Consider the following 24,051-nt stretch of genomic DNA (forward strand, 5'->3'; position numbering starts at 1 on the left):
CTATCTTTATGCGTAATAATCTGAAAAATGGCAGATTTAATAAGAACACAAATGAACTCGGTATTTCTATACAAAAAAATAATGAGATTATTTTCAAACCCGAATTAATTGCTAATATTGATAAGTCTAATATTGCCGCCGTAATTAACCACATGAAGCATTTGAGTAAAAATAGTCTGTTAATGACTCATCATGCTAACAAAGCACTTGCAGAACAATTGCAACAGGCAAATATTCAATTTATTGATTATTCAGGAAATGCCTATATTAATGAGCCTCCAATATTTATCTTTATTAAAGGTGAATTATCGCAAAAAGTATCGTCGTATGATGAACTTGCCTTTGATCTTAATAGCGCCAATATAAAAATTATTTTTGCCCTATTAGCGATTAAGGGCGCAATCAATCTCACATATCGAGAGATTGCTAAAATGAGTGATGTAGCACTTGGAAGTATTAATAAAACTTTTCTTATGCTCCAAAAATATAATTACCTCATCATAAAACAAAATGGTGCTGAGTAAATGATGTATCGCCTACGCAGGAAAATTACGTCCTAAATTAATTCTAGGGAAATTTTCTACCGATTTAATTAATGAGTTAAAAGAAGTAAAACCCTCGGAATTTAATTTCCTGTGGGGAAGTGAAATTGCAGCAAGCCATTTAACCCGCTATTTAAAACCTGAGCTCATCACCTTATATGCAGACAATGATTTGCCCCAATTACAATTAAAATTTCGACTTAAGAAAAATACTCATGGCAATATTGAGCTATTAAAAAAATTTTGGGCCTTCGACACTGAAGACTCCTCTACTATTGTGCCCCACATTCTAGTATATGCGGATTTATTAAATTCTTTTGATGAAAAAAATCAAGAAACAGCGAGCCTTATTTATGAGCAATACATTAAAAAACAAATGGAATAATTTTTTTCTCTAGGATATTGAGTTATTTAAACCCATAAATGAAGTGACCAGTTCCAATAACTGTGCTTATTTTTTAATTGGCGCTAAAGCACGGGACATACTTCTCGAATACTTTTGGTAAAACGCAGCGCAACGAGCAACCTTAGATACTGATATGGCTATTTGCTGCAAAAACTGGAATGAGTTTTATAAAATCAAGAATGCTTTTATTCATACTGCGGATTTCGTCGCGGACAATAAATATGAACATCGAGTGGTGTCTTCTAAATTTGGTTATTTAGATATCCTACCCTTCGGGATATAAAAGAAGAAAATCCAAATTTAAAATGGCCACCTGAATATGATATTGAATTTAGTTTAATTGGATTTGATGATGCTTATAACAGTGCAATTGAAATCGATATTGATAAAGTGGCAGTTAAAGTAGCCTCGCCATTGGGCTTGGTACTACTCAAGCTGTTTGCCTGGATATCCAGACAAGCAAAGAAAGATGCCAGTGATTTTATCAACATTGCTTCTAACTACTTGGACTTTGATAATCAGGATAGGCTTGATATAGAACATGGAGATCTTCTAAAAATTCCAATGGTGAACAAATTTGTTTTACTCGCAAAGGACAAGAGCCTTTTATCATAGCTAAAGTTGACACTCCAACAGAAGCTCAACTTAAAGAGACAAAGCATGGAAAACGTGCTCAAGCAATTAATAAACTGAAAGAACGCCATGTTGCTACTATTAAGTCTTTAGCAGCAACGAGCAGAAGTACATAGTGCATAGTCTTGATCGCATATAATGGGAGTTTCAGAAGCCTGCGCATGCTTCTGATGAATCAAGAAAAAGTGAAGTCATGACAATTGAAGTAAGTGTAGAAATGAAAATAGCTCAAGCGTTGTCATTACAGAGGCAGCAGGATTGTCGGTGCCCATCTGGTACTTAAGATTCTTCAAGAAGAACATACTGTACTTTACCACATGACCAGGATTCCTACGAATATTCAAAGTGTCCCGCTAAACGATAATGCAAAGAGATTTTTGAAAAAATCTCATCTGGAGATATTGCTTGGATGGTCCAATCCGCATCTCCATGCCCAATAAACGCTCAAAAAATATCTACTATACTTATTTATATACTATGCATATACAGAGAGTGTTATGCCTTTATATTTTCACAAAAAAAGAAGTTATTCTGTAGCCGATGCAGAAAATTATCTTAATGACAAGAGTAACTTCAATTATTTATATTCCCTTACAAGTATCTTTGATGATTTAAGGGCCGACTTTCAGTTATTCAGTAAATCTATGAAAGCCTATTACTCTCTCACTAGGCTTTACGGCACTGAATATAATCAAGAACTCTATCTTTCTAATTTATATAAAATTTTTTATGAGGCTAGAGGGGCTTTAGAGATATTACAAAAAAAAATCATGGATCGTTATGGTGAGATTAATGATGCCTTTTCTGAATTCGAAAAAGACGTGCAGACTAAATCTAATTTGGGAAAATATCGCAACTTTCCTACTTTACTTTTGGGCAGAAATGCGTATGAGGACACATTGGATAGATTAGGATATTTAAATGAATGCTGCATAGGTACGATGAAGCACCTCATTGAAACAGCTGAAATTTTTTTACCAAAATTTGCAAAAAAGATTGATGAAGATGCTAATTACATAACTGCCAGAGAGTTTAATTGCCCATTTTTACCACTTAGCCAGACATTTGATCCTTTGATTGGCAGAAGTAATATTGATTGGGATTACTGGGAAGGGACTTGCGGTGGTTATATCGATTTTTGGCAAGAGCAAATCGCTAGCTTTGGCGCACTTCAGTATATGCCTGTAACTACTAGCGATGTTTATAATGCTCAAGGTCAAGCAAAAACTCGATCGGATGTAAACAAAATTGCTTACAAGAATGAAAACATAACAATGGCCGAAGTAGTAGAAAAAATATTAAATAGTATAGAGGAGGATCAAACTTATGCTCTTTCATTTTTGGCAAATGTCGGTGGTCATGCAACAGGGATTAGAAGAATTCCTGGGACGAACGGGATCGAGTTTTTCGAACCCAATTATGGAATTTTTGTTTTTCCTGAGGAAAATTTATTTAAAAGTTGGTTTGTAAGATATACTGACCATTATGCCTCAAAAAATATTTTTATTGAGCACTTCAATTTACAAGCACGTCCAGCTGCCCTGAATCATAAACCCGTTATTCACCCCTCTTCAACCAGTCTGTCATTTTCGAATGAGGCCTTACTAAATTACATGGAAGGGATTTTAACAACCTTTAACAATCAAGAAGCCAAATCATTTAGTGATATACCTAAAGAAAAAATTTTAGCTGAAATAGCTTCCCGATTTGCAAACGGAATTAAGTATATTAAGAATTTAAAAATATTAGAAGAATTAGAAAATTCTATTCAAGATGGGGTTGCTAGGAACGAATCAGAAAAATTATTGATAGAATTTTTAAACAAACAACCTTTTGCATTTAAAGAATCTTTTTTACAAATGATTCAAAAAACCAAAGAAGATCTCGAACTTAGAGAAGGAGATGCTGTTTCCTTTCCTAAAGCAAGAAAATCAATCCAGATTGATTTACCAATTTTTTCTGCCATTTCCTTGGGAGATTCTGAAGAATTCAATGCATATTTAGCCGATAAAAAGGATGTCAATGTTTTTAATTATGAAAAAGATACGCTGCTCATACATGCAATAAAACATAAACAATATGAGATGTGTAAAAAATTACTCGTTCAAAATGCAGATGTCACAGAAGCAGATGGAAAAGGTTTTACTCCGCTACATCTGGTCATTCAAAACGGCTACTTTGATTTAGCAAAAGAGATAATTGCTAGAGGCGCAAAAATTAATGCAGCAACCCATAATAAAGAAACACCGCTTCACTTTGCAGTTTCTAACAACGCGTTGGATATTGTCAATTTATTGCTGACTAAAAATGCCAGTGTCAATTATCGACTTGTAGATACTGGAGAAACACCTTTACATATCGCTTTTAGACGGGGGGCACATGAAATCCTACAGGCATTAATTAAACCAAAAAATGTCAATTTAGGTATAAAAGACAATCAAGGTGAGTCTGTATTGAGCCTTGCTGTTAAGAAGCGTGATCTTCATACCCTGCAGTTATTACTCAACAATAAGTCTACCCAAGAGAAAGAGAGATTGTTAAATGAAGAATACGACTCTCATAACTTGCTCCACTTTGCAATCGATAATAAAGATGTGGATATGATCATTTATCTCCTTGAAAATGGCGCAAAAACTGCTAAAGCTATAGAAAACCGCTATCTATTTACAGATAATCCTAACTTGGAAAGTTCCCTAATCAAAGCGGCACAGTATGTTGAAAAGCGCTCTTCATATGAAACTAGGCATTCCTTTTTTGGTAAGCCTATTCAATTTGGTTTCACAAAGGAAGATAAAATCTTAGGTGCTAAGCACATTATTTCAAGCATTCTAAATAATGATACACTACAGTATGATCCTGTTTTTAGAGAAGGTGACTTAAAGGAAATCTACGATGGTTATCAAAGAATAAAACCGCGGTAGATGCGTTACAATGATGAAACGTGCTGTTCTTGAAAAGTCCTAAAGTTTAGAGACTTCCTCGTTCTTTCTCTGGGGGTAGATAGGGTTCAATGAGTAGCCCCTGATTGTCAGTTAAATCACTGCGATAAGATTTTCGTTCCATTTCTACTATTATTGGGAGTCCATTATCTCAGTATAGGGCTCTGAAGTAGAATGATATTTTTCGGATAGACTCCAAGAGTAAAGTAGCCAGCAATCCAATATCATAAAATAAGCGAGCCATATCACTCGCTTAGAGCTCTATGTATTTAATTGTTACAACATGCCAGCCCTGGTTTTGTTTCTGCTCAAACTTCTTTCATTTGGTTGCTTTTGTTGTAGATAAGAGGGTAGCATCTATTTTTTCCCAATCGCGCTCTGCTATACTCTTTTTTGCTAACTCACATAGTTCTGAGAAGAGATCACATGGTACTGCTTTCTGGATGCTACTTAACAAAAATAGGGTCTCATGAGGATTTATTGCAGAAAATATTCCCTCCAGAGAAGTTTTGGTTTCTTCTAGTGATTGAGATTTTTTAAATTGTTCCAGAACAGTAAGTAGTTCGAATTGGTCATAATTTTTGTGAAGAGTGTTCATCACATCAATTTCTTCAAAATACAAATGTTGTAAATAGTTACTAGCAAACTGACAAAATTCCAAATAAAAATTATTGCTGTATTCAAGACAAATTGTTTTATTATTGGAATCTAGTAATTGATTCAATAGTTTCTCTAAATCAATCAATTTCTTTTCTAGCTCCTCATGCTCGTTATGAAGTAAATTAAATTTCACGAGACTTATTTTCTCTAAAAGAGGATGGATAAAGGTATCTTCATGTTTTGAATGATCCCTCAATAAAGAAAGTAATCTTTTGAATTGTTGTAAAAACATCTGTGAATCGGTTTTATCATAAAAATCAATACTTCCAGCTAAAATACACATCAAGAAAATTTCTTTCCTGATTGCCTTATGAATATTGGTATATAAGCTAAATTTTGGAATTGCCTTGTCTAGGGAATAATTATTAATGAGCCATTCAGCAATTCCTTTTCCAATTTCATCAGGATAATCTTCAGCATGATTATATATCCCTTTACCTAAGTAGTATAAGCTCACTGAAGGAGCAATTTTGCCGAGCTCTTTGACTTGATCGGTCGTAAAAAATGCAGCAGGTTTTGTATAAAAGAATAACTGAGGGATTTGAGTTTGTTTTTGCCATATAAAATTATCATCTACGAGTTCAACGACTTCTTTTGGACTGCCGGCTATTGGTAACTCTTGAGGTGCCTTCCAAGCGGCCTTTCGTCTTGCTATTGATTTAAAAGGTTTTATGTAATTTTCTTTTTCTTCAGGTAAAAGTTTTCGTACCGAAGCATTTACAAATATTTTTTCAAGGAATATATTTTGGTTAACAATAAGATCCCATCCTTCTTTTGAACGAAATTTCTTAAACATTTCTTGGGCTTGCGGGTTATCTGGATTAAATTCCTCCCAAGAATCCCAGGACCCTAACATAGGTTCTAAATAACTCAATCCTCTTACATTTTTTTCATTATTTTTTGCATAAGCGATCCCCAGTGTTATTCCCCAGCTGTGCCCTACAATTAAAATATCCTCTAAATCTAATATTTCAATAAATTTTGTTAGATAATCCAGATGATCTCGAACATTAAACTCAATCTCTGGGGACTCGGATTGCCCATGACCAATGAGGTCGAGTGCAATGCATCGTCCATAAGGTATCAAATGAGGAATAATATTACGCCAAAGATAAGAAGAGGAAGGCATACCGTGGATAAATAGAATCGGCTTCCCTTTCCCTTGTTCTATATAATGTATTCGAGCCCCATTTACCTCAACAAAATTTGAGTGAAGATAGTCCGTTTTTAGTGGAGCATTATCCCCTTTGGAAATGTTTCCGGTGTTTTTAATCATCATGGTTACCTCAATTGTTTTTTAAATCCAGATTGCTCTCTGTAACCATTTAATTATAAGTAGACTGTGTGGGATTTTATTGTAAAAACGCGACAGTTTGGGATTCCTAAATTTGCTTGAGAAAATTTTTTGGGGAAATTCCCGTCAGGTGCTGGAATTCTTTTATGAAATGAGATTGATCATAGTAATTTAATTCTTGTGAAAAAACGTCCCAAGATTTTCCTTGTCTTATTTCTTGTAATGCTTTTTGAAAACGAGTAGTCATCATAAATTTTTTAGGACTTATACCTATAAGGGATTGAAAATGTCGTTCAAGACTACGTCGACTAAATCCATAATTCTGCGCCATTTTCAAAATGGTGTCTTGGGATGGGTTTAAAATTATATTTTTTGCGATATGTATAATACGCTGTTGAGGTGAATAATTATGATTATTCTTTTGAAGCAACTCGATAAGAAAGTTTTGAACAAGCCGGATAATGATGTTCGGATCTTGAATGGATTGAATTTTTTCCTCAATAATTTTTAGTATTGATTCATTTATAATGTCAGATAAACCTAAGGACTGATCAGTAAAAGCCTGTGCTGATTCTCTAAACAAACCAGCTATTGCCCATGGATAGAAAATAATTAGCAAGGACTTAGTATTAGAACTATTTTCTTGAAACGTTCTATAGTTCGTTAATAACCCAGTAATCCCCCAATTTTTTAGTTTAATCCTTTTCGTTTCCTTTGTTATAAGAGAAATACCGCCTTGATATTGAAACCCCATAACTACAAAGGGACCAGGATATACTTTGTAGGGATCGGCTTGCTCCTGAGCTTCAACTAGTTGTATATTTTTTATGTACGGCATCAACACCGGATGGATGTATTGGTCAATCATCGAAAATCACTTTATTGAAGTAACTACCCATTTCTGCTAATTGAAGAAATTAGATTCTATTTTTGGTAACCTTACTTCATTTAGTTTTAATTTAAACAAAATCCTTCTTCAGGTTTACATTATAATTTTAGCATATTCCTCGATCAGGAAGAATCCCGATGGTGAATGCCATTGCAAGACGCTAATATTATTATATTTTTGGAACATAGTATAAATATATGAAAAAAAAAATTGAACGTTGGTTAAATATCAGAACTTACTCATCTATTTCCACTACAGCACAATTAATAGCCCCTTCACTTTATCCCCCTGAAGAAAGAATAACTAATTTTATCAATGAGACAATTAATGCTCCAAACTTCAATACATTACTTTATCAAATTGCACAATCAGACAACTCTGATTGCCAGGAGATATTAGATGCTCTAGGCAGGGTTGAGGTGATGCTTCTAAATAACAAGTTTCAAAAGATAATTGATGCTCAAATTATAAATAAGTTATTTTTCCATTTATCTCAATCGGAAAATCCACAGGGACTTGCTGTATCAAAAGTTATATATGTCATGGGCTTAATAGCCCATGCTGGATGTCTCAATGGAATAATTGATGCTCAATGGATTAATAAATTGCTGTTTCGATTAACACGGTGCAACGTGATTACAAATCAGATGATATCTAATATTTCTTATGGACTTGGGTTAATCGGCCAAAGTGATTGCCTGAGCGAAGCAATTGAGACCGAATTGATAATTCAATTACTTCATAAGTTTTCTCAAGACAGCATTCAGAACGTTCCAGCACCCTCCATCGCTCTATACACACTTCATGGTCTTGGATTGTTAATGCAACATGAGCGCTTAACTCAAAAAATTACTAGAACAAATGTAGAGCACCTACTAAAAATAATCCCATTAAACCGGTCAAAGGCTGTAATGCATTTTGCTATATGTTGTAGTTATCTAGGAATCCCTCTGACAGAGGTGATTGAAATGAAGTTAAATAAGATGCGACCCGAGTCTCAGGAGATTCAAAATCTGCTAGTCTCAAAGTTAAAAAATAAATTTCAAATCAACTATATTGAAGCAGAATATAGATTAGGTCCATTCTTTGTAGATCTCTATCTCAAAATACGAACTGAAAAAGGTGTACAGGAAATTATTGTTGAAATTGATGGAAAGCAGCATTACATGGAAAACGGCAATCTGCGTGGCAAAGATAAAACACGAGACCTCTGGCTTAAAAATTTAGGCCTTAATATTTATAGATTTAATCGTGGCAATATGAAAGATAATGATCTAATACATATTATAATTCAGACTATAGAGAAGAAATACTTAACCCTCACTCAATTTGACAATCCTGAAGGTCAAAATAAATTCATTGACTCCATAGAGCCTAGGTTGAAACAACAATTTACCAGGGGGATAATGAATGATGAATGCATAAATAACTTGCTTTCCCCAATAGCTAAATCAGAAAATAATCAAGCTCTTCAAATATCCTTGGCTTTGTATGAAGCGGGACAAATGTCGAAAAGTGGTCACTTCAATGGACCAATAGATGCTCAATTAATAAATAAATTGCTCTTCAAATTAACTCAATCAGAAAACCTCCAAGGACTCGAAATCTCCAAGTCCATCCAAGGGGTTGCCTTAATGGCACAAAGCGGTTTTATAAGGGGAGTAATTGATGCTCTATGGATAAATAATCTGCTTCTCAACTTAACTCAATTAAAAGATCTCCTCAAACAAGAACTATCTGCTACCAAGTATGGACTTGAGCTTATAGAACAAAGCAGTTGTATTAGTGGAATAATTGAAATCCAGCTGTTAAATACGTTTAGTTGCCCAGAATATAATGAAAAGATATACTTGGAGACTCCTTCTCAATATCAACCCAAATTATTTAAAAATGACCAGAAGAGTCAGAACCATCATAACCCTAATGTGAATACAAACATAAATTGGCCTCGAATTTAATGAATTGTTCTTAATACGAGAGTGGCTTATTTAACCCTAATGAGACTACTGGCTAAAAACACATTGCTACTCTAGAAGTCGTTATGCCCCTTCTCATTTTCCGCCCTTGATGACATAGTCATTCTTTCCTTTGATTTGCGTACAAATATCATAGACTGAAGAAATACACTGTAAATCCCACTCTAGGGTCGCATAAACAAAATTAACCTTAAGTACCGGAGAAATTGAAAAATTTTCTTTAAGCAAAAAACAGTTGGAGATTTTTAATAAATGATATCCAGCGAAATCACCCAGAATATTTTAAATCTTCCGGGGATGGATGAATTATTGAAATAAGCTGGAAAATACCTTGGTAAATGATCAGTCATCGAATTAACTTCTAAATTGTACAAGTAGTTTGACAGATTATAAACAGACTTATCCACAGAAAATGTGTATAACTACCAGGGATTAAAAAGCTATTAAAAAGCTATTAAACTTAGACACAGCAAGAGATATGCAATGTATCAAGATAATTAATAATTATTTAGTATTTTTTAGATATCCACAGAAATGGGATGAAGAAAAGAAATGGCACGTATCTATGGTATACAAATAAAATTTAAAAAAATAGTCTTGACTCGAACTATTTTTACTTTTTATTTTGGAATGTTGGTAATTTAAATTTTGTGACTAAAAATAATCAATACTAGCTTAACCCCATTATCATCCCATAGCTCTGCTACAAAGGTTATTTGAAGATACGTAATCGCCCTCCTTTATATTACCGCATCAGATACTTGATTGATTTGTTCTCCCCAAGCTATTTTTTTAACTCTTTAACCTTATGCTCTGGTAATCATTTAAAATTTCAATTGCTTTTTCACGTGCCTACGCCCCCGACTTCCCCAGAGTATAATTTTATGAGAAATAATGGAGCATAAAGAAAATAATCAATCATTATCTGACTCTAATTTTCATCCTTAAAATATTAGGGGTAGATACTGCCAACACTATGCCTGCCCTAATTAACACTGCCCTATCCTAAAGATAATTAATGGGGTATTCGCTCGTTATTTCAATTGTACTTTAAGTGTTGCCTAAAATTTATTTATATCGTTCTAAAAAATTTTTATGGCTTATTTTAATTTTTCTTTAATACATATTTTATACACTGTACACACTAAATGATCAGATATTGTATTTTTATTTGAGCATTATTTGGAGATTCAAAAAAGGATTGCAAATTTTTGTTCAAGAGGTATTAAAGATGTATGGTTTATATGAATTGGGGGTATCGCTCTTTAGCCGTCGCGCTACTCTAAATGCTGTTCGAATTACTGGCGCCGCTTATGACTCACACAATGTCGTCGCGTTGCAACGTTTCAAGCAAAAACATAATTTTAAATTTATTGAAGTAACTGATCCAACCATATTTAGGGGAATCTCAGTTGAGCATTATCTTGGTTCTTTCGATCGCCCTGGTTTAGGAATATCAGCAATGCGGCCTAGCTTTGCCCGTTTTCTTAAATCTAAAGGATATACCTGTTTGGACGATTTGAGTCCTCTCGAGAAACAGGAAATTATCGAGGCACATGTCCACGGTTTCTCCCTATTCAAAGGAAACACAAAAGTAGCTCACTCATTTACTTATTGTCCTAGTGTAGCTCTTGGTTTTGGACTTGATGCAGCAAAAAAATCAAACTTCCCAAGCATTTCATTGATCAGCGTAGCAACAAAAGTCTGCAGTAAAACGGCATGGGATGTGGAGTATGATCAGCCTTTTGATGGTGAAGACCGTGGTACTTCGATATTTGCGTATCAATGCGAAACTATTGTGCCTCATCTTCATTTGCCTATAAGTCATTGTATCGTTGTCAACCAAAAAGCATCCGGTATTATTCAGCTTGATGATTTAAGACAAGCGAAACGTTTTGATGTCTCAGAATCATCGATACTTGAGCTAAGCATTATTCCAAGAGAAAAAATGAAAAAATATCAACAATTAGAAGTTGATAAAGTCATTGCTTATGATGATTTTGCTACCTACGTCTGTGAAAGTAAGGATCCAAAGCATATAAAAGACACCAAAGCAGCTGAATTATATGAGAAATATAAAAGCATCTTCAAAGAACAAACTGCACTAGTGAATTTATCGCCGTGCGAACGAGATCTATGGGTTAATGTAGCAAGGGAAGTAGCTCCCAAAGCGTACACTTGTATTTCGGCTCATACAGATGGTTTTACTATTGAAGCGCCCGCAAAAAGCGGTGGGGTACTTACGATTGCTATCTCGAATATGGAAGCACTAATCTGTCTTGCTCCATTATTTGAAAAGGATCCAACATTAACCTTAGATCAGATAAAAAATGGTAAGGTTCCTTGCGCTTTGAATTACTTAACTGAGTCAGTAATTAGAAAAAATAAAGAGCTAGTTTGTCAAACTGGTTTAGAAAAATGTGTCGATGAAGTAGAAATTCAAAAACTCAATCTATGTTAAATAACTTAAGCTACAAGCTAAAAGCCTTGCGTCTGTTCAAGGCTTTATTTTTGCTATCCAGCAGCTACATTCGTATAAAAAGTTACCATTACCCTAACTAGCCCAACCCCATTCTAAAAATAATCAATAGGTTATTCGTACAAAATTTGAATCTTAAATAAACCCTAAGTGAACTAAAATTTATTTATACCTTAATAATTTAATTTTTCCTTAATGTTCATTTAATATACTAGTTGCACAAATGTTTAATGATCGGTATTTGAGCATTATTTGGATATTCAAGAAAGGATTGCAAATTGTTACTCAAGAGGTATTCAAGATGTATAATAAGATTTTTGGTTTATGTGAAGTTGGGGCTTCTCTCTTTGCCCGCAAAGGTGGTCTAAAAAAAGCTGTTAAAATTATTGGAAGCGCTTATGAGTCACACAATGTCTCCGCTTTACAACAATTTAAGCAAATATATAATTTCAAATTTATTGAAGTAACCGAGAAGCCAATAATATATAGAGGAGTCTCAGTTGAGCATTTTCTTGGTTGTTTAGATTATCCTGGCTTAGGGATAAAAGCAATGCGTCCTAAGTTTGCCCGTTTTCTGAAATCTAAAGGATATACCTGTGTGGACGATTTGAGTCCTTCCGAGAAAAGTGAAATTGTCGAGTCGCATGTCCACGGTTTCTCCTTATTCAAAGGAAACACAAAAGCAGCTCACTCATTTACCTATTGCCCTAGTGTAGCTCTTGGTTTTGGACTTGATGCAGCCAAAAAATCATACTTCCCAAAAATTTCATTAATCAGCATAGCAACAAAAGTCTGCAGCAAAACGGCATGGGATGTGGAGTATGATCAGCCTTTTGATGGTGAAGAGCGTGGTACTTCGATATTTTCGTATCAATGCGAAACAATAGTGCCTCATCTTCATTTGCCTATAAGTCATTGTATCGTTGTCAACCAAAAAGAATCCGGTATCATTCAGCTTGATGATTTAAGACAAGCGAAACGTTTTGATGTCTCAGAATCATCGATACTCGAGCTAAGCGTTATACCGACTGAGAAAATGAAAAGATATCAACAATTAGAAATTGATAAAGTAATTGCTTATGATGATTTTGTTACCTACGTCTGCGAAAGTCAGGATCCCCAGGATATAAAGGCTGCAAAAGCAGCTGAATTATATGAGAAATATAAAAGCATATTGAAGGAACAAGCTGCACTAGTGAATATGCCGATTTGTGAACGAGAGTTATGGATAAATGTAGCAAAAGAAGTAGCTCCCAAAGCGTATACTTGTATTTCGGCTCATACAGATGGTTTCACTATTGAAGCGCCAGCAAAAAGCGGTGGGGTACTTACGATTACTATCTCGAATATGGAAGCACTAATCTGTCTTGCTCCATTATTTGAAAAGGATCCAACATTAACCTTAGATCAGATAAAAAATGGTGAGATTCCTTCTGCATTGAATTATTTAACTGAGTCAGTAATTAGAAAAAATAAAGATTTGATTTGTCAAACTGGTTTAGAACAATGTGTTGTTGAACAGGAAGACAATCAAAAACTCGCACTGGTTTAAATATCCAATTCTTACTAAAAGCCTTGTGCCCTTTTCAAGGCTTTTTATTTTTTATTTACACAATAAAATATAGCCACTTTGTGTTAAAGTAATTCTCAAGACATGTCTTAATACAATACAAGGATAGGATTTCATGCTCACTAAATTAGAAAGGGTTTTATCGCTAAGAACTAAAATATCAAAAAATCTTACAATGACAAAAGTGATTCCCAAAACGATACAAAAGTTATTTCCTGTTTCACCGATTCAACATCCTTTAGCTCCAATAATGAAAAATTCCTTAACCAAAAAGGAACTGCATGCAATGCATATTAATGGAGAAGAATTAAACTTAGTTCAACAACTGCATGAGTCAAACAAGTTTTATATCCTTGAAAAGCATAATAACGTCTTAAAACAATTTTTTTTAGCGAAACAAAAAGAAAGTTCCCCACTTGGGAATTTGTATAAAGAAATGGATTATCCAGGGTTTTTATCTCGATTAATCTCTAAAAAATTTAAGGCTATTTATTCTGATGGTCGATTAGTAATGCCACGCGACCATACAGCTGAATTTGCTCAAGCCTATCAACGAAGAAAAGAAAAATACAATTCATCGCGTAAATTGCTGGAAGTAATTGGTACCACTGAAGATGATTTACTCTATAAAGAGTATTTATCTTTGGAAGAGGCAGCTGTCAGTCCTTTGATTGTACCGCAAGCCTATTTTTTACCTCTTTCTGATGGAAGACGAACAGAATTTTCACCCGTGCTTCATGGGCTTAATTTACAAGGAGGAAATCTGTTTGATGAATGGGAAAAGGCACATCCCTACCCTGTATCAGTAAGTTATCTTGCAGCACCAGAGTTTCGCAATTGTCTGAGTTTACAATACGATGTATTAGCTTGCGTTCGTTTTGAGAGTTCGAACGGCGAGGCAATCCATTTTGGGGAGCGCCAAGCTTTAGCAGTTCAACAACCTGGATTTTCTTCTGTTCTTTCTTCTATTTATGGTGAAGACAATGCATTATCGCGTTTAAATCATTCCCGATCCAAAACAATACCCTTTAATAGCCCTGTGTTTGGCAAAGGTGTTTTTTATGTCGATGCTTATAAAAACCGTTTAAACCACAATCTCTATCAATTATTACTCCTTGCTGACCACAGTTTAAGCAAAGAAGGAGTTCTTACGATTAAAGGGATGAGTTTGGGTGCATTCGCAATTCAGGAATTATTATATCCAATGGAATGTATTTTTCATGAAGCACTGGAAGAAACGCTGGCTACTCTTGATTTACCGCAAATTAAAAAAATTAATCTTATGAATTTTCCTTCTGCGCTTGATAAGTTTAGCGATCCTGATGATCGCGAGTACGCTTTATTAATAGGCCATAGAAGTGAAACTAAATCGATCAATGTGCATGGAAGAACCATTGAGATCAATACCTGTCTTGGTGCTCCCTTAGCAGCGCAACCCGAAGAAAGTTTTGCTACACATATTTGTGGCGATTCATTGTCGTTTCCAGGAAATGAAGCTCATGCGGGGATTCCCCCTAAGGTTAGCAGCGATGACTCGGTCATGCATTATGCAGGAGCCTGTTTCTCGATGATTAAAGATATCGAATCACCTATGGAGAATATCAGGAAAAAAATCCATGTGGTTAGCGGCAATAGAGCAACTTTATTCAACAAGTATAAATCCAGGCAGGATATTGAAGTTCCAGAAGCGCAGAGCTTATTTACACTCTCAAAAGATTAAGAATTTTAAATTCCCTCTCCCAGAATTTTATACGAATAGGGAGAGGGTACATTTTAGTGTTCGCTTCAAGTCACTTTATTTGGCGAAAAGCGATAAACTTAGTTATCTATTTTCTTTTCATTATTCCAGCAACAACCACTTCTTCCTCGTCATCAGTGTTGCCTTCATGAGTTTTTGCAATCTTCTTGGCAAGTTTTTGGTAAAACATTTTACAAGGCATTTCATCGACACCGCCCTGTTTGTTGACATCAAAACGAGCACAACGAGAGTCATCCACTTTTTCGACATAAATTTGGTGCCTATCCATTTCTCCATCTTCCCGAACAACAGGATAAGTAACCAGCATTTGATCATAATCTTTTAGCAAAGTTTCTACTTTTTCCTCACTTTCACTTTCGCTTGCTTTCACTATTTTTTTATCATAAGGGATATGATGATCTACAAATACCGCGTGAACACCGTCTTTTCCTTTATGGATGAGATCAATTTGGTGCTGTTTTTCTTTTATTGCTTCTTCATAAATATGGGTGGGATCACCCTCTCTATAACTACGATCCCGATAGCCTAATTGTTCCTCAAAATATAAATTGACCATTGGAGAACAAATACCCTCCTCATTAGGAGGCGCACCAACTTTATCAAAGAGTTCATCTTGAGTTGTAAATGCTGTTTCAGAACGAGTAGGTGTTTCACGAGACAGTGATGCCATGATTTTTTTCGGTGAGCCCAGCTCATCTAATTTAGTAGTCTCATCTGCTTGGCGAGAGTGTTCGGTATCCGAACGACTTGAAACAGCATTTTTCAAAGCAGTAATCTGAGTTGCAGCAAAATTAGCAATGAATGTAACCGGTGTTAACAAGAATTTAGCACCTGCCCAAGAGTCTACTCGTTCGTTATCCCTGTTACCGGGATTTGATGAGTTATCTTTTTCATCATGATTCGTTTCATAAAAGTCAGGAGAAGTCTCATATTCCTGAAATTCTTTATCTATTTGGTTGGTGTAATCCGTATCACAATAATCTTCCCAGGAAACACCGGACTGATTATCAGATTCCGAAGGTAAAGCAGGCTTATCCACTAAAAGAGAAGCTTGTATATCCTCAATAATATTAGGATCTCCAAAAGGATCATCCATCATTAATCTCCTCCTGATGATTCATATAGCAAAAAGAATAATATTATCATAATGTAAAATTTATTGCCAAAAAAGAGTTTTTTTAACTCATTACAGTTTCAAATAAATGCAAGGAAAAATAAACAGTACAATTTCCCCTGCATTGAAGACTTAAAGAAGGATTTGAATAGACCATCTTTAATGCATTTTTATTGTTTCATCGATGAAGGCTTAGTCACGATTTCACTATTCTCTTCACCAGTAACTTTCTTCTTAAATTTTTGTTCAACTACCTTTTTAGAGTTTTCAATCATGAGATTGTATAAAAAGTTGTTAGATGGCAGAGGAGTGACAAAACCAGGTTGCGCAGTGACACCGCCTGTAAATGTTTCTAAATCAAGAGCACTTATTTCAGCAACTCCTTTGGCTGTATGGATTACGCTGCCTGCTTTGTCATAGTCATCCTCACCTTGTGCAAACTCGTGAGCAATTTCAAATTCAGTTTTAGCATGGGTAACCGCTTCGCTGGGTGGAGGCAAATCCCCTCCACAGTCTTTTTTCGCTTGTTGTTTTGCCTCCGCATGCTTCTTTAAGGTTTTGCGAGCCCCAGGTAATAACGGTTTCTGCTTTTTATCAAGAAATACATTAACATTCACCATTTCTTCATTCTTTGTATTTCCTGTCTTTTTATCAAGTTTCTCTCGCTCCTTACAGTGAAACGTATGCTGTTCACATTCTTCGCGACTCGTCATTAGCGCTCCATAAACCGTATCAACCGCTGCTGCTAAAATTTTATTTGTTGAATCAACACTTTTTTGGTGCTCCAGATAGTCCACTTCATCAAAATTCTCATCTACTACCTGTTTTGAACTCATCTCATCTGATTCAGTACTGGAAACTGGATTCTTCCCACTAAATGGGGTTGTAATCATATCAGCCAGAAAAGCAATAGGGCTTAGTAAAAACTTTGCTCCCGCCCATGAATCGCTACTCTTTTCAGAACTTTTGTACGGATTTGATGAAGTACTTTCATCGCTCTCACCAGAAAGTTTTTGGTTTTTGTCTGTTTCATTATATTCTGTTTCATAAGAACTCACAGAAGATGATTCGAAGCTTTCTTGACTCGTTGAGAAAGTAACGGCGGTGGTAATAGAAGGTTCGCTAGGTTCGACATGTGTTTGACTCGAGTCACTTAATGATTGATTACTAACGTTAATACTAGAAACCTTTTCATCTTCTATGGCATCATCTAAATCAAACCCCATATCCGGCATATATTTCGACTGCATACTTCTACCCTCTAAAAATAATTGGACTTATATTTGGAGGTGGTATTCTAAATGATTAATATTAAGGCATTATTAACATGAATTAATCATGTTAATAATTTTTAGATCATCACCCCATTTATTGTTCATTTAATTAATTTTTATATGATGCACTACTGATCTCTAGTCTTATTGATCAGTAGCAAAGAAGGAGGTTTTTAAGTAAATGAAATGAGGTTAACTCTCTTAATCTAAGGAGCAACGGTTTCTGTATTATGGTTGTCGAGCTTAGTTGAGATAAAATCTGACAAGCCTTTAATTAATTTATCGCATTGATCAGCCAAGATCTCATATAATGTAAACGCCAACCTACCTGCTCCAATTGGAGAAGTAAGAATTTTTGCGCAAAAAAAGAATGCTACCGCGAAGATATTTTTTATAATACTTGGCTCAAAATCAGTATCAGCAGAAACTTTTTCCAACCCAAACCCGTAAAAGAGTTTACTATACCAACTGCATGTAACTTTCTTAATGATTGCAGGAAATTCCTCATCACTAAACTCATAAATGCCATCATTACAATCGAAATAGTGATAGATGCCATCATCAATTTTTTTTATCGAAAGCGCATGGCCAGCAATAAGTCCAAAATATTTCAAGATTACAGCATCGCCATTATTCACCAACATCTTCTGTATATCTTTTGTTATCGCTTCTTCATTCCAATCCATATACACATCAGGAATCCATTCACTCTTTGCAGAAGGTATAAATTGACTCCATTGAACACATTCAATCGCTTCGGTGAGTGGAATCTCTTGTTCCTTCTCTTTAGCATTCTCAGGAAGCGTTAATTTTCCTTTAGCCCAAAAGAAGCTGTATCCATAACAAGCCCCCAATTTGCTTTTTGAAGACTGTTTTAAATTGCAAATTTTTCTCATAACAAACCCTTTATTGCCTTCATAAAATTCAACATGGGCAAGTTTATCACATTTAGGACAATTAATGCTAAATAATGATTCAATTGATTTTGTGGTGGGAGATTATGCTGAGATCATTCTATTATTGAACCAACTATTTGATTTTATTCCATTACAATTAAGATCAAAGTAACTCATTTGAATATCCTCATATTTATTTCTATATTTTAAATTAATAAATAAGAACTAAGCATAGATAAGGAACTCTATGAATAATCAGAATGAATTGACTCATGAACAACAAAAACTACTTGAAATTTGGGAAAATCATACTCGATATGAATTTGAAGCGAAAAATGTTAACCAAACGATGGAAACAATGATTGATAATCCCTATGTAAACCATGTGCCTACAATGATGGGAGGATTTGGAAAAAAAGAGGTAGAACAATTTTACAGCACGTCTTTTATCCCACAAATGCCCCAAGATACGGAAACGACACTTGTATCAAGGACTATCGGAATGAATCAGATTGTTGATGAGCTCATTTTTAAATTTACACATTCGATTCGCATGGATTGGATGTTAAAGGACATTGAACCAACAGGGAAACGAGTAGAAATTCCTCTAGTAGCTGTAGTTGCCTTTCAAGATGAGAAAATTGCGAGTGAGCATGTTTATTGGGACCAAGCTTCTGTTTTAGTTCAATTAGGGTTGCTCCACTCCGATAATTTACCTGTATATGGAATTGAGACCACGCATAAAGTTATGGAACTTAAAAATCGAACCAATTGCTGAATGATACTCTATACTGGATCCGCTTATTTCCTTATCAATTCGTAATTTTTAATATGTTTTACGCTCGTCTGCTTTAGGTAAAACATGATACAGTTCCCTTAATTGAGTAAGTGGGATTTCAGCAACATCCCAAATATTCCATCCTTTAGAATATAAATTAATTTGCATTTGCGAGCCTCTGTACCAAGCATCCCAGAACTCGTAAGGATCGATTACTACCTGGGCGGAACCGGCAAGTTCATTGATCTTAATGCCCAAATAAAAAGAATAAATAACGGGAATAACGTGACCGTCAATCGAATTTTTTTCCAGCATTGTTGAGGTAAATATAGAAACCAAGAGCTCACCATAAGGACTCGTATCGTATCCACTTAGGACATGAAGGGAGTCATGAGGCATAATAAATTGATAGTTCGCTCCTTCCTCTTCCCCAGGAAATTTGTAATTATTCTTTTTAAATTGCATCCAAATATGATACCCAAAACTTTCTTTAGGTAAACGGTGAAGATTTTCGTAACGTTGCGCAAGTTGCGGATTTTTTTTGGCACCGCGGTAAGGAAAAAGCCAATTATCAATATCTTTTTCATCTTCAAGATCGGGAAAAATATCAAAACTTTCAAGATTCTTGCGCATAATATCTTTAATAAGCCACTGAAAATCTCCTTCTAACGTTTTCTTTAACTGACTCAAATAATGAGGATTAATATGAGCCGCCTCAGCATAGTCAAAAACGGTTTTAATTTTCTCCCCGTCAAGTGTTCTATCCATCAATGCAGTGACTACCAGAAAACGTAATACATATTCTGCCTTTATTGCATTAGGAAAGACCTGGGTAAAACTTGGAAGCGGTGTTTCAAGGAGTTGTGCGAATTGCAATTCATCTTTGTGCCCAAAAACATGAGCGTATACCGCTTTAAGAGAGGATTGTTGCAAAGGTGTTAAAGCCTGTTTCCCCTGAGCTGTGGCAACATCTTTCATAGCAGATAAAAGATACAAGATTTCTTTAATTTGTAATTTCACAGTCATTCCTCGGCGTGTTCCAGGAGGACTCAGTTTAGAGCTCTCAATGTAATAAGTGTATCACATGGATGCTCAAATAATAATCAATGCTATTAGTGAGCAGCATCATGACCAAGTATTCAAGATTTATTTTTCTGCAGCGCATTTGTAACAAAATATGATGTAAACCTTAGTTATTTCCATTAGTAGTATACTTAATAATAGAAAAGTAACTATTTAATTTTCATCGACAATTTTGTCATGCAAAATGAAACTGGAATAGAAATCATGCCCGAAAAAATTGTTCTTATATTCTCTTTAATTTTACTCACGGGTTTTATATGCCAATGGGTTGCCTCGCACCTCAAATTACCTGCAATAATTTTTTTACTTCTTAGTGGAATTTTTTTCGGTCCAATAATGCATTGGCTCAGACCTGACGAGCAATTAGGTGGAATACTTTCTCCTTTTGTCTCTTTTGCAGTTGCAGTTATTCTGTTTGAAGGCAGCATGACTTTAAAGTTTTCTAAAATCAGCGGTATGGGCTCTGTAATCCGTAATTTAATTAGTGTGGGAGCGCTCATTACCTTTTTATCCGTAGCTGTTGCAACCCATTTTTTAATTAAATTCTCATGGGAAATTTCTTTCCTGTTTGCCTCACTTATGGTGGTGACTGGCCCGACAGTGATTGCACCCATGTTACGAATTTTGCGACCGAATGCAAATATTGCTAATGTTTTACGGTGGGAAGGAATTTTAATTGATCCTATTGGTGCTATTTTAGCGGTTTTAGTATTTGAATTTATTATTTCAAATACATTATCCGATGGTTTTATTTCTGGTGCTTTTATTTTTGGAGAAATAATTTTAAGTGGTATCTCTTTAGGTGTTATTGGTGCCCTGTCTATAGGAGTAGCATTTAAAAAATACTGGATTCCTCAATACTTACAAATCTTCGCCGTATTAAGTGCTATCAGTATTGTTTTTGCCAGTTCTAATTATATTACTTCCGAATCCGGTTTACTTGCTGTAACCGTGATGGGGCTTACGTTAACCAATATTAAAGGTATTGAATTAGATGATATCTTGAATTTCAAGGAAAGTTTGAGTTTAATCCTTTTGTCACTCTTATTTATCATCTTAGCTGCACGGATTGATTTATCCTCATTTATTGATTTAGGGTACCCTGCACTTTTATTGTTTTTGGTAATCCAATTTATAATTCGACCTCTAAATGTTTATTTATGTTCTTTAGGTTCTACATTAACTATGCCTGAACGGCATATGATTGCATGGATTGCACCTCGAGGTATTATTGCTGCAGCGATATCTGCTTTATTTGCCATGCGATTAGGCAGCTTAGGTTTTTCTGAAGTATCAAAACTTGTCCCTTTAACATTTTTTATGATTATTGGTACCATTATATTACAAAGTTTTACAGCGAAAAAAATTGCTCTAAAATTGAAAGTCGCTGAACCCGAACCTCAAGGCTTTTTGATCATTGGTGCGAATAAAGTCGCCCTAGCAATCGCAAAACAGTTACAGGAAAACAATTTTTACGTATGTCTTATTGATGAAGATTGGTCAGCTCTTAGCAACGCAAAAATGAAGGGATTGGCAACGATTTGGGGAAACCCAATTTCTCAACATGTCGAGAACAATCTTAATTTATTCAATATCAAACATTTATTAATTCTCACGCCTTATTTGCAGTTAAACATTCTTGCAGCCAAACATTACCGCTATTTTTTTCCTGAGCGAGAAATTTTTGCCATTCAAACAGTACTTCCTCAAGAAGGGCAAAGGGAAGAAAAATTTAGTTTTAAACATAGTGGTAGAAATCTTTTCAAACAAGATATTACTTATCAATGCATAGAGAATTTATTGAATCTAGGCTGCAAAATAAAAACCACCTTAATAACAGGGCAGTTTTCCTATGAGGAGTATCTGAATATACGTAGCGTCCCATTGTTTGCAATTGATCCCAAAGGGTGTATCTATGTTTTTGCAAATCAACCTGCTTTTACCCCTGCTAATGGATGGAAAATCATAGGAATATCTTAATTTACTTTTAAAAAAAACACCTTTTCTTCTATAATCTTTTTCTAAACGCACGTTAACTGAAGAAGATATTGGAGTATTTATCTTATAACTGAGTTTTTGAGGTGAGAAAAATATGGACATTGGAATTCTGTATGCATTAGACAAGAAAGTGGCTGTAGTTACAGGAGCTGCTGGTGGTTTAGCGCGAGTTATTATTGATATTCTATCTCAAGCAGGTGCTACGATAGTCATGATCGATACGAATAAGTCAGTAATTGATTTGCTTGCAAAAGATATGACGTCCCAGGGAAAATCCTGTTTTGCCTTAACTTGCGACGTAACCAATAAATCGCAAATTTTAAAAACCATCTCTGAAATTGAAACAAATTATGGAACTATAGATATATTAGTAAACTGCGCAGGCATATTAGGTGCTGATAAACCTTTATTCGAAATTGAAGAAGATGATTGGGATAAAGTACTGAACACAAACCTGAAAGGAACTTGGCTGATGTCTACAGAAATTGCCAGGCATATGGTAAAAAATAAAATTAAGGGTAACATCATTAATATTTCTTCGGCTTGTGGCGATCACGCCCAGCTTAATCGTGTCCATTATGCCACTTCTAAAGCGGGCGTTGAACATTTAACGCGTAATATGGCAGTCGAATTATTGGATTATCAGATTCGCGTAAATTGTCTTGCACCCGGTTGGATGTCAACTGAAATGGTACGACAAATTTTAGAAGGACCTGAAGGTGAAAAATGGCGAAAAGCAATTCCAGTAAAACGTGCTGCCGATCCCCAAGAATTAGCTGGAGCGGTATTATTGCTTGCATCCAATGCATCAAGTTATATGACGGGTTCAACGCTAAGAGTGGATGGTGGTTATGCCTGTCATGCAATTGTTTTACCTAAGGAGTAACTATGAAACACAACCTGATTATCGTTCCTGGATGGGGTGGAACGGAACTATTATGGAAACATCAAAGCGAGCATCTTTCTGACATCGCTGATATTACTGTCACGTATTTTCCCGACGCAGAAACCATAGAAGAAATGACAGAACAACTCATTAAAGATGCACCTGAAAAATTTATTATCTGTGGGCATTCTTTGGGAGGTTGGGTAGCACAACTCGCTGCAATAAAAGCACCTCATAGAGTTTCTCACCTGATTATCATGGGAAGTTGGACAGGTGATTTAGACCACGAGAAACGCCAATATTTTGAGCAGTGGCAGCATGAAATTGAAAATGACCGGCTCGAAAAATTACTCAGTGAAATCAATGCAACCAGTGTTTTCCCCTCTCGCAGCAATGACAGGACCTTAATGAGCACTCTTATTGAAGGACAATCAAAATTTCCCAGACAAGGATTTCTGAATCAGACTAAAGCGATGCTAAATAGTCAACCAACAACACTGCAACTTCATAAAATAGTATGCCCAACATTAATTATTTATGGCAGACAAGATAGTGCTTTTACTTTGGAAACACAGCAATCAATGAAATCTGGTATTCCTTCAGCAAAATTAGCAATTATTGAGGATTGTGGGCATATGCCTCATGTTGAGCAACCGCAAGCAGTAACTGCATTATTGAGATTTTGGCTTGAAAACCAAGTAAAACAATAACTGTATTGCAGGTTGGGAATGCATCCCCACCCCCAGATGCTTGCTGGCTCATTTCCAAGGAGAATGATCCGTGCTTAGTAAAGAGCACTCCGCAGTCACTGACTCTAATTTTGCACCTTCCTTTTTGAGATAATCCCCCCTTGAAATGAAAAATTTTATAATTAT

General features: G+C 35.3%; 18 protein-coding genes. 12 read left to right on the forward strand and 6 right to left on the reverse strand.

The features are described from left to right. Positions 1-8: 8 nt before the first annotated feature. From FOLKNPGA_RS18945 to FOLKNPGA_RS10405, 4 genes are all read left to right on the forward strand, one after another. Positions 9-524, forward strand: a complete 516-nt coding sequence (locus FOLKNPGA_RS18945) for a hypothetical protein (RefSeq protein ID WP_255465954.1) — start codon at positions 9-11, stop codon at positions 522-524. A gap of 67 nt (positions 525-591) precedes the next feature. After that, the gene (locus FOLKNPGA_RS18950) at positions 592-927 is read left to right on the forward strand and encodes a type IV toxin-antitoxin system AbiEi family antitoxin (protein WP_255466086.1); all 336 of its coding nucleotides are present in this window, start codon (positions 592-594) and stop codon (positions 925-927) included. A gap of 411 nt (positions 928-1,338) precedes the next feature. Further along, on the forward strand, positions 1,339-1,563 hold the full coding sequence (locus FOLKNPGA_RS18955; RefSeq protein ID WP_232891061.1) for a hypothetical protein: 225 nt from the start codon (positions 1,339-1,341) through the stop codon (positions 1,561-1,563). A 515-nt stretch (positions 1,564-2,078) separates the two neighbouring features. Then, a complete protein-coding gene (locus tag FOLKNPGA_RS10405) occupies positions 2,079-4,502 on the forward strand; it encodes an ankyrin repeat domain-containing protein (RefSeq protein WP_182349851.1) in 2,424 nt (807 codons plus the stop codon). A gap of 337 nt (positions 4,503-4,839) precedes the next feature. Here FOLKNPGA_RS10405 and FOLKNPGA_RS10410 read toward each other — a convergent pair whose 3' ends face one another. Together FOLKNPGA_RS10410 and FOLKNPGA_RS10415 are read right to left on the reverse strand one after the other, a co-directional pair. Then, positions 4,840-6,459 carry a haloalkane dehalogenase gene (locus FOLKNPGA_RS10410; RefSeq protein ID WP_255465955.1) on the reverse strand — a complete coding sequence of 540 codons (1,620 nt, stop codon included), beginning with the start codon at positions 6,457-6,459 and terminating at the stop codon, positions 4,840-4,842. Positions 6,460-6,562: 103 nt separating this feature from the next. After that, a complete protein-coding gene (locus FOLKNPGA_RS10415) occupies positions 6,563-7,342 on the reverse strand; it encodes an AraC family transcriptional regulator (protein ID WP_182349853.1) in 780 nt (259 codons plus the stop codon). 218 nt (positions 7,343-7,560) lie between these two features. On the opposite strand from FOLKNPGA_RS10415, the gene FOLKNPGA_RS10420 reads away from it, so the two are divergent. From FOLKNPGA_RS10420 to FOLKNPGA_RS10435, 4 genes are all read left to right on the forward strand, one after another. Next, positions 7,561-9,321: a DUF559 domain-containing protein gene (locus FOLKNPGA_RS10420; protein ID WP_182349855.1), complete on the forward strand. Its 1,761-nt coding sequence runs from the start codon at positions 7,561-7,563 to the stop codon at positions 9,319-9,321. A gap of 1,249 nt (positions 9,322-10,570) precedes the next feature. Then, complete coding sequence (locus FOLKNPGA_RS10425; RefSeq protein ID WP_182349856.1) at positions 10,571-11,800, forward strand: hypothetical protein; 1,230 nt, start codon at positions 10,571-10,573, stop codon at positions 11,798-11,800. 319 nt (positions 11,801-12,119) lie between these two features. After that, a complete protein-coding gene (locus FOLKNPGA_RS10430) occupies positions 12,120-13,370 on the forward strand; it encodes a hypothetical protein (protein ID WP_232891063.1) in 1,251 nt (416 codons plus the stop codon). 133 nt (positions 13,371-13,503) lie between these two features. Beyond that, positions 13,504-15,108 carry a hypothetical protein gene (locus FOLKNPGA_RS10435; RefSeq protein WP_182349858.1) on the forward strand — a complete coding sequence of 535 codons (1,605 nt, stop codon included), beginning with the start codon at positions 13,504-13,506 and terminating at the stop codon, positions 15,106-15,108. Between the two features lie 106 nt (positions 15,109-15,214). Here FOLKNPGA_RS10435 and FOLKNPGA_RS10440 read toward each other — a convergent pair whose 3' ends face one another. The 3 genes from FOLKNPGA_RS10440 to FOLKNPGA_RS10450 all read right to left on the reverse strand — a co-directional run bounded on the left by FOLKNPGA_RS10440 (position 15,215) and on the right by FOLKNPGA_RS10450 (position 18,431). Continuing rightward, positions 15,215-16,246 carry a hypothetical protein gene (locus tag FOLKNPGA_RS10440; RefSeq protein WP_182349859.1) on the reverse strand — a complete coding sequence of 344 codons (1,032 nt, stop codon included), beginning with the start codon at positions 16,244-16,246 and terminating at the stop codon, positions 15,215-15,217. A gap of 185 nt (positions 16,247-16,431) precedes the next feature. After that, a complete protein-coding gene (locus tag FOLKNPGA_RS10445) occupies positions 16,432-17,511 on the reverse strand; it encodes a hypothetical protein (protein WP_182349861.1) in 1,080 nt (359 codons plus the stop codon). A 230-nt stretch (positions 17,512-17,741) separates the two neighbouring features. After that, positions 17,742-18,431, reverse strand: coding sequence for a hypothetical protein (locus FOLKNPGA_RS10450; protein WP_182349863.1), 690 nt, complete (start codon positions 18,429-18,431; stop codon positions 17,742-17,744). 247 nt (positions 18,432-18,678) lie between these two features. On the opposite strand from FOLKNPGA_RS10450, the gene FOLKNPGA_RS10455 reads away from it, so the two are divergent. Beyond that, complete coding sequence (locus tag FOLKNPGA_RS10455) at positions 18,679-19,209, forward strand: hypothetical protein (RefSeq protein WP_182349864.1); 531 nt, start codon at positions 18,679-18,681, stop codon at positions 19,207-19,209. A gap of 48 nt (positions 19,210-19,257) precedes the next feature. On the opposite strand, the gene FOLKNPGA_RS10460 is transcribed toward FOLKNPGA_RS10455, so the two are convergent. Further along, positions 19,258-20,229, reverse strand: coding sequence for a hypothetical protein (locus tag FOLKNPGA_RS10460; protein WP_182349865.1), 972 nt, complete (start codon positions 20,227-20,229; stop codon positions 19,258-19,260). Between the two features lie 267 nt (positions 20,230-20,496). Here FOLKNPGA_RS10460 and FOLKNPGA_RS10465 point away from each other — a divergent pair, with 267 nt between their 5' ends. From FOLKNPGA_RS10465 to FOLKNPGA_RS10475, 3 genes are all read left to right on the forward strand, one after another. Next, positions 20,497-22,272: a sodium:proton antiporter gene (locus FOLKNPGA_RS10465; RefSeq protein ID WP_182349866.1), complete on the forward strand. Its 1,776-nt coding sequence runs from the start codon at positions 20,497-20,499 to the stop codon at positions 22,270-22,272. Positions 22,273-22,384: 112 nt separating this feature from the next. Next, on the forward strand, positions 22,385-23,176 hold the full coding sequence (locus FOLKNPGA_RS10470; RefSeq protein WP_182349868.1) for an SDR family NAD(P)-dependent oxidoreductase: 792 nt from the start codon (positions 22,385-22,387) through the stop codon (positions 23,174-23,176). A 2-nt stretch (positions 23,177-23,178) separates the two neighbouring features. Continuing rightward, positions 23,179-23,886: an alpha/beta fold hydrolase gene (locus FOLKNPGA_RS10475; protein ID WP_182349869.1), complete on the forward strand. Its 708-nt coding sequence runs from the start codon at positions 23,179-23,181 to the stop codon at positions 23,884-23,886. Positions 23,887-24,051 lie beyond the last annotated feature (165 nt).

Source organism: Legionella sp. PC1000, from assembly GCF_014109805.1.
Taxonomy (GTDB): domain Bacteria; phylum Pseudomonadota; class Gammaproteobacteria; order Legionellales; family Legionellaceae; genus Legionella; species Legionella resiliens.

Coding starts and splice junctions, on each gene's coding strand:
- FOLKNPGA_RS18945 (WP_255465954.1), top strand. CDS start 9: ATGCGTAATAATCTGAAAAATGGCAGATTTAATAAGAACACAAATGAA.
- FOLKNPGA_RS10405 (WP_182349851.1), top strand. CDS start 2,079: ATGCCTTTATATTTTCACAAAAAAAGAAGTTATTCTGTAGCCGATGCA.
- FOLKNPGA_RS10410 (WP_255465955.1), bottom strand. CDS start 6,459: ATGATGATTAAAAACACCGGAAACATTTCCAAAGGGGATAATGCTCCA.
- FOLKNPGA_RS10415 (WP_182349853.1), bottom strand. CDS start 7,342: ATGATTGACCAATACATCCATCCGGTGTTGATGCCGTACATAAAAAAT.
- FOLKNPGA_RS10420 (WP_182349855.1), top strand. CDS start 7,561: ATGAAAAAAAAAATTGAACGTTGGTTAAATATCAGAACTTACTCATCT.
- FOLKNPGA_RS10425 (WP_182349856.1), top strand. CDS start 10,571: ATGTATGGTTTATATGAATTGGGGGTATCGCTCTTTAGCCGTCGCGCT.
- FOLKNPGA_RS10430 (WP_232891063.1), top strand. CDS start 12,120: ATGTATAATAAGATTTTTGGTTTATGTGAAGTTGGGGCTTCTCTCTTT.
- FOLKNPGA_RS10435 (WP_182349858.1), top strand. CDS start 13,504: ATGCTCACTAAATTAGAAAGGGTTTTATCGCTAAGAACTAAAATATCA.
- FOLKNPGA_RS10440 (WP_182349859.1), bottom strand. CDS start 16,246: ATGATGGATGATCCTTTTGGAGATCCTAATATTATTGAGGATATACAA.
- FOLKNPGA_RS10445 (WP_182349861.1), bottom strand. CDS start 17,511: ATGCAGTCGAAATATATGCCGGATATGGGGTTTGATTTAGATGATGCC.
- FOLKNPGA_RS10450 (WP_182349863.1), bottom strand. CDS start 18,431: ATGAGAAAAATTTGCAATTTAAAACAGTCTTCAAAAAGCAAATTGGGG.
- FOLKNPGA_RS10455 (WP_182349864.1), top strand. CDS start 18,679: ATGAATAATCAGAATGAATTGACTCATGAACAACAAAAACTACTTGAA.
- FOLKNPGA_RS10465 (WP_182349866.1), top strand. CDS start 20,497: ATGCCCGAAAAAATTGTTCTTATATTCTCTTTAATTTTACTCACGGGT.
- FOLKNPGA_RS10470 (WP_182349868.1), top strand. CDS start 22,385: ATGGACATTGGAATTCTGTATGCATTAGACAAGAAAGTGGCTGTAGTT.
- FOLKNPGA_RS10475 (WP_182349869.1), top strand. CDS start 23,179: ATGAAACACAACCTGATTATCGTTCCTGGATGGGGTGGAACGGAACTA.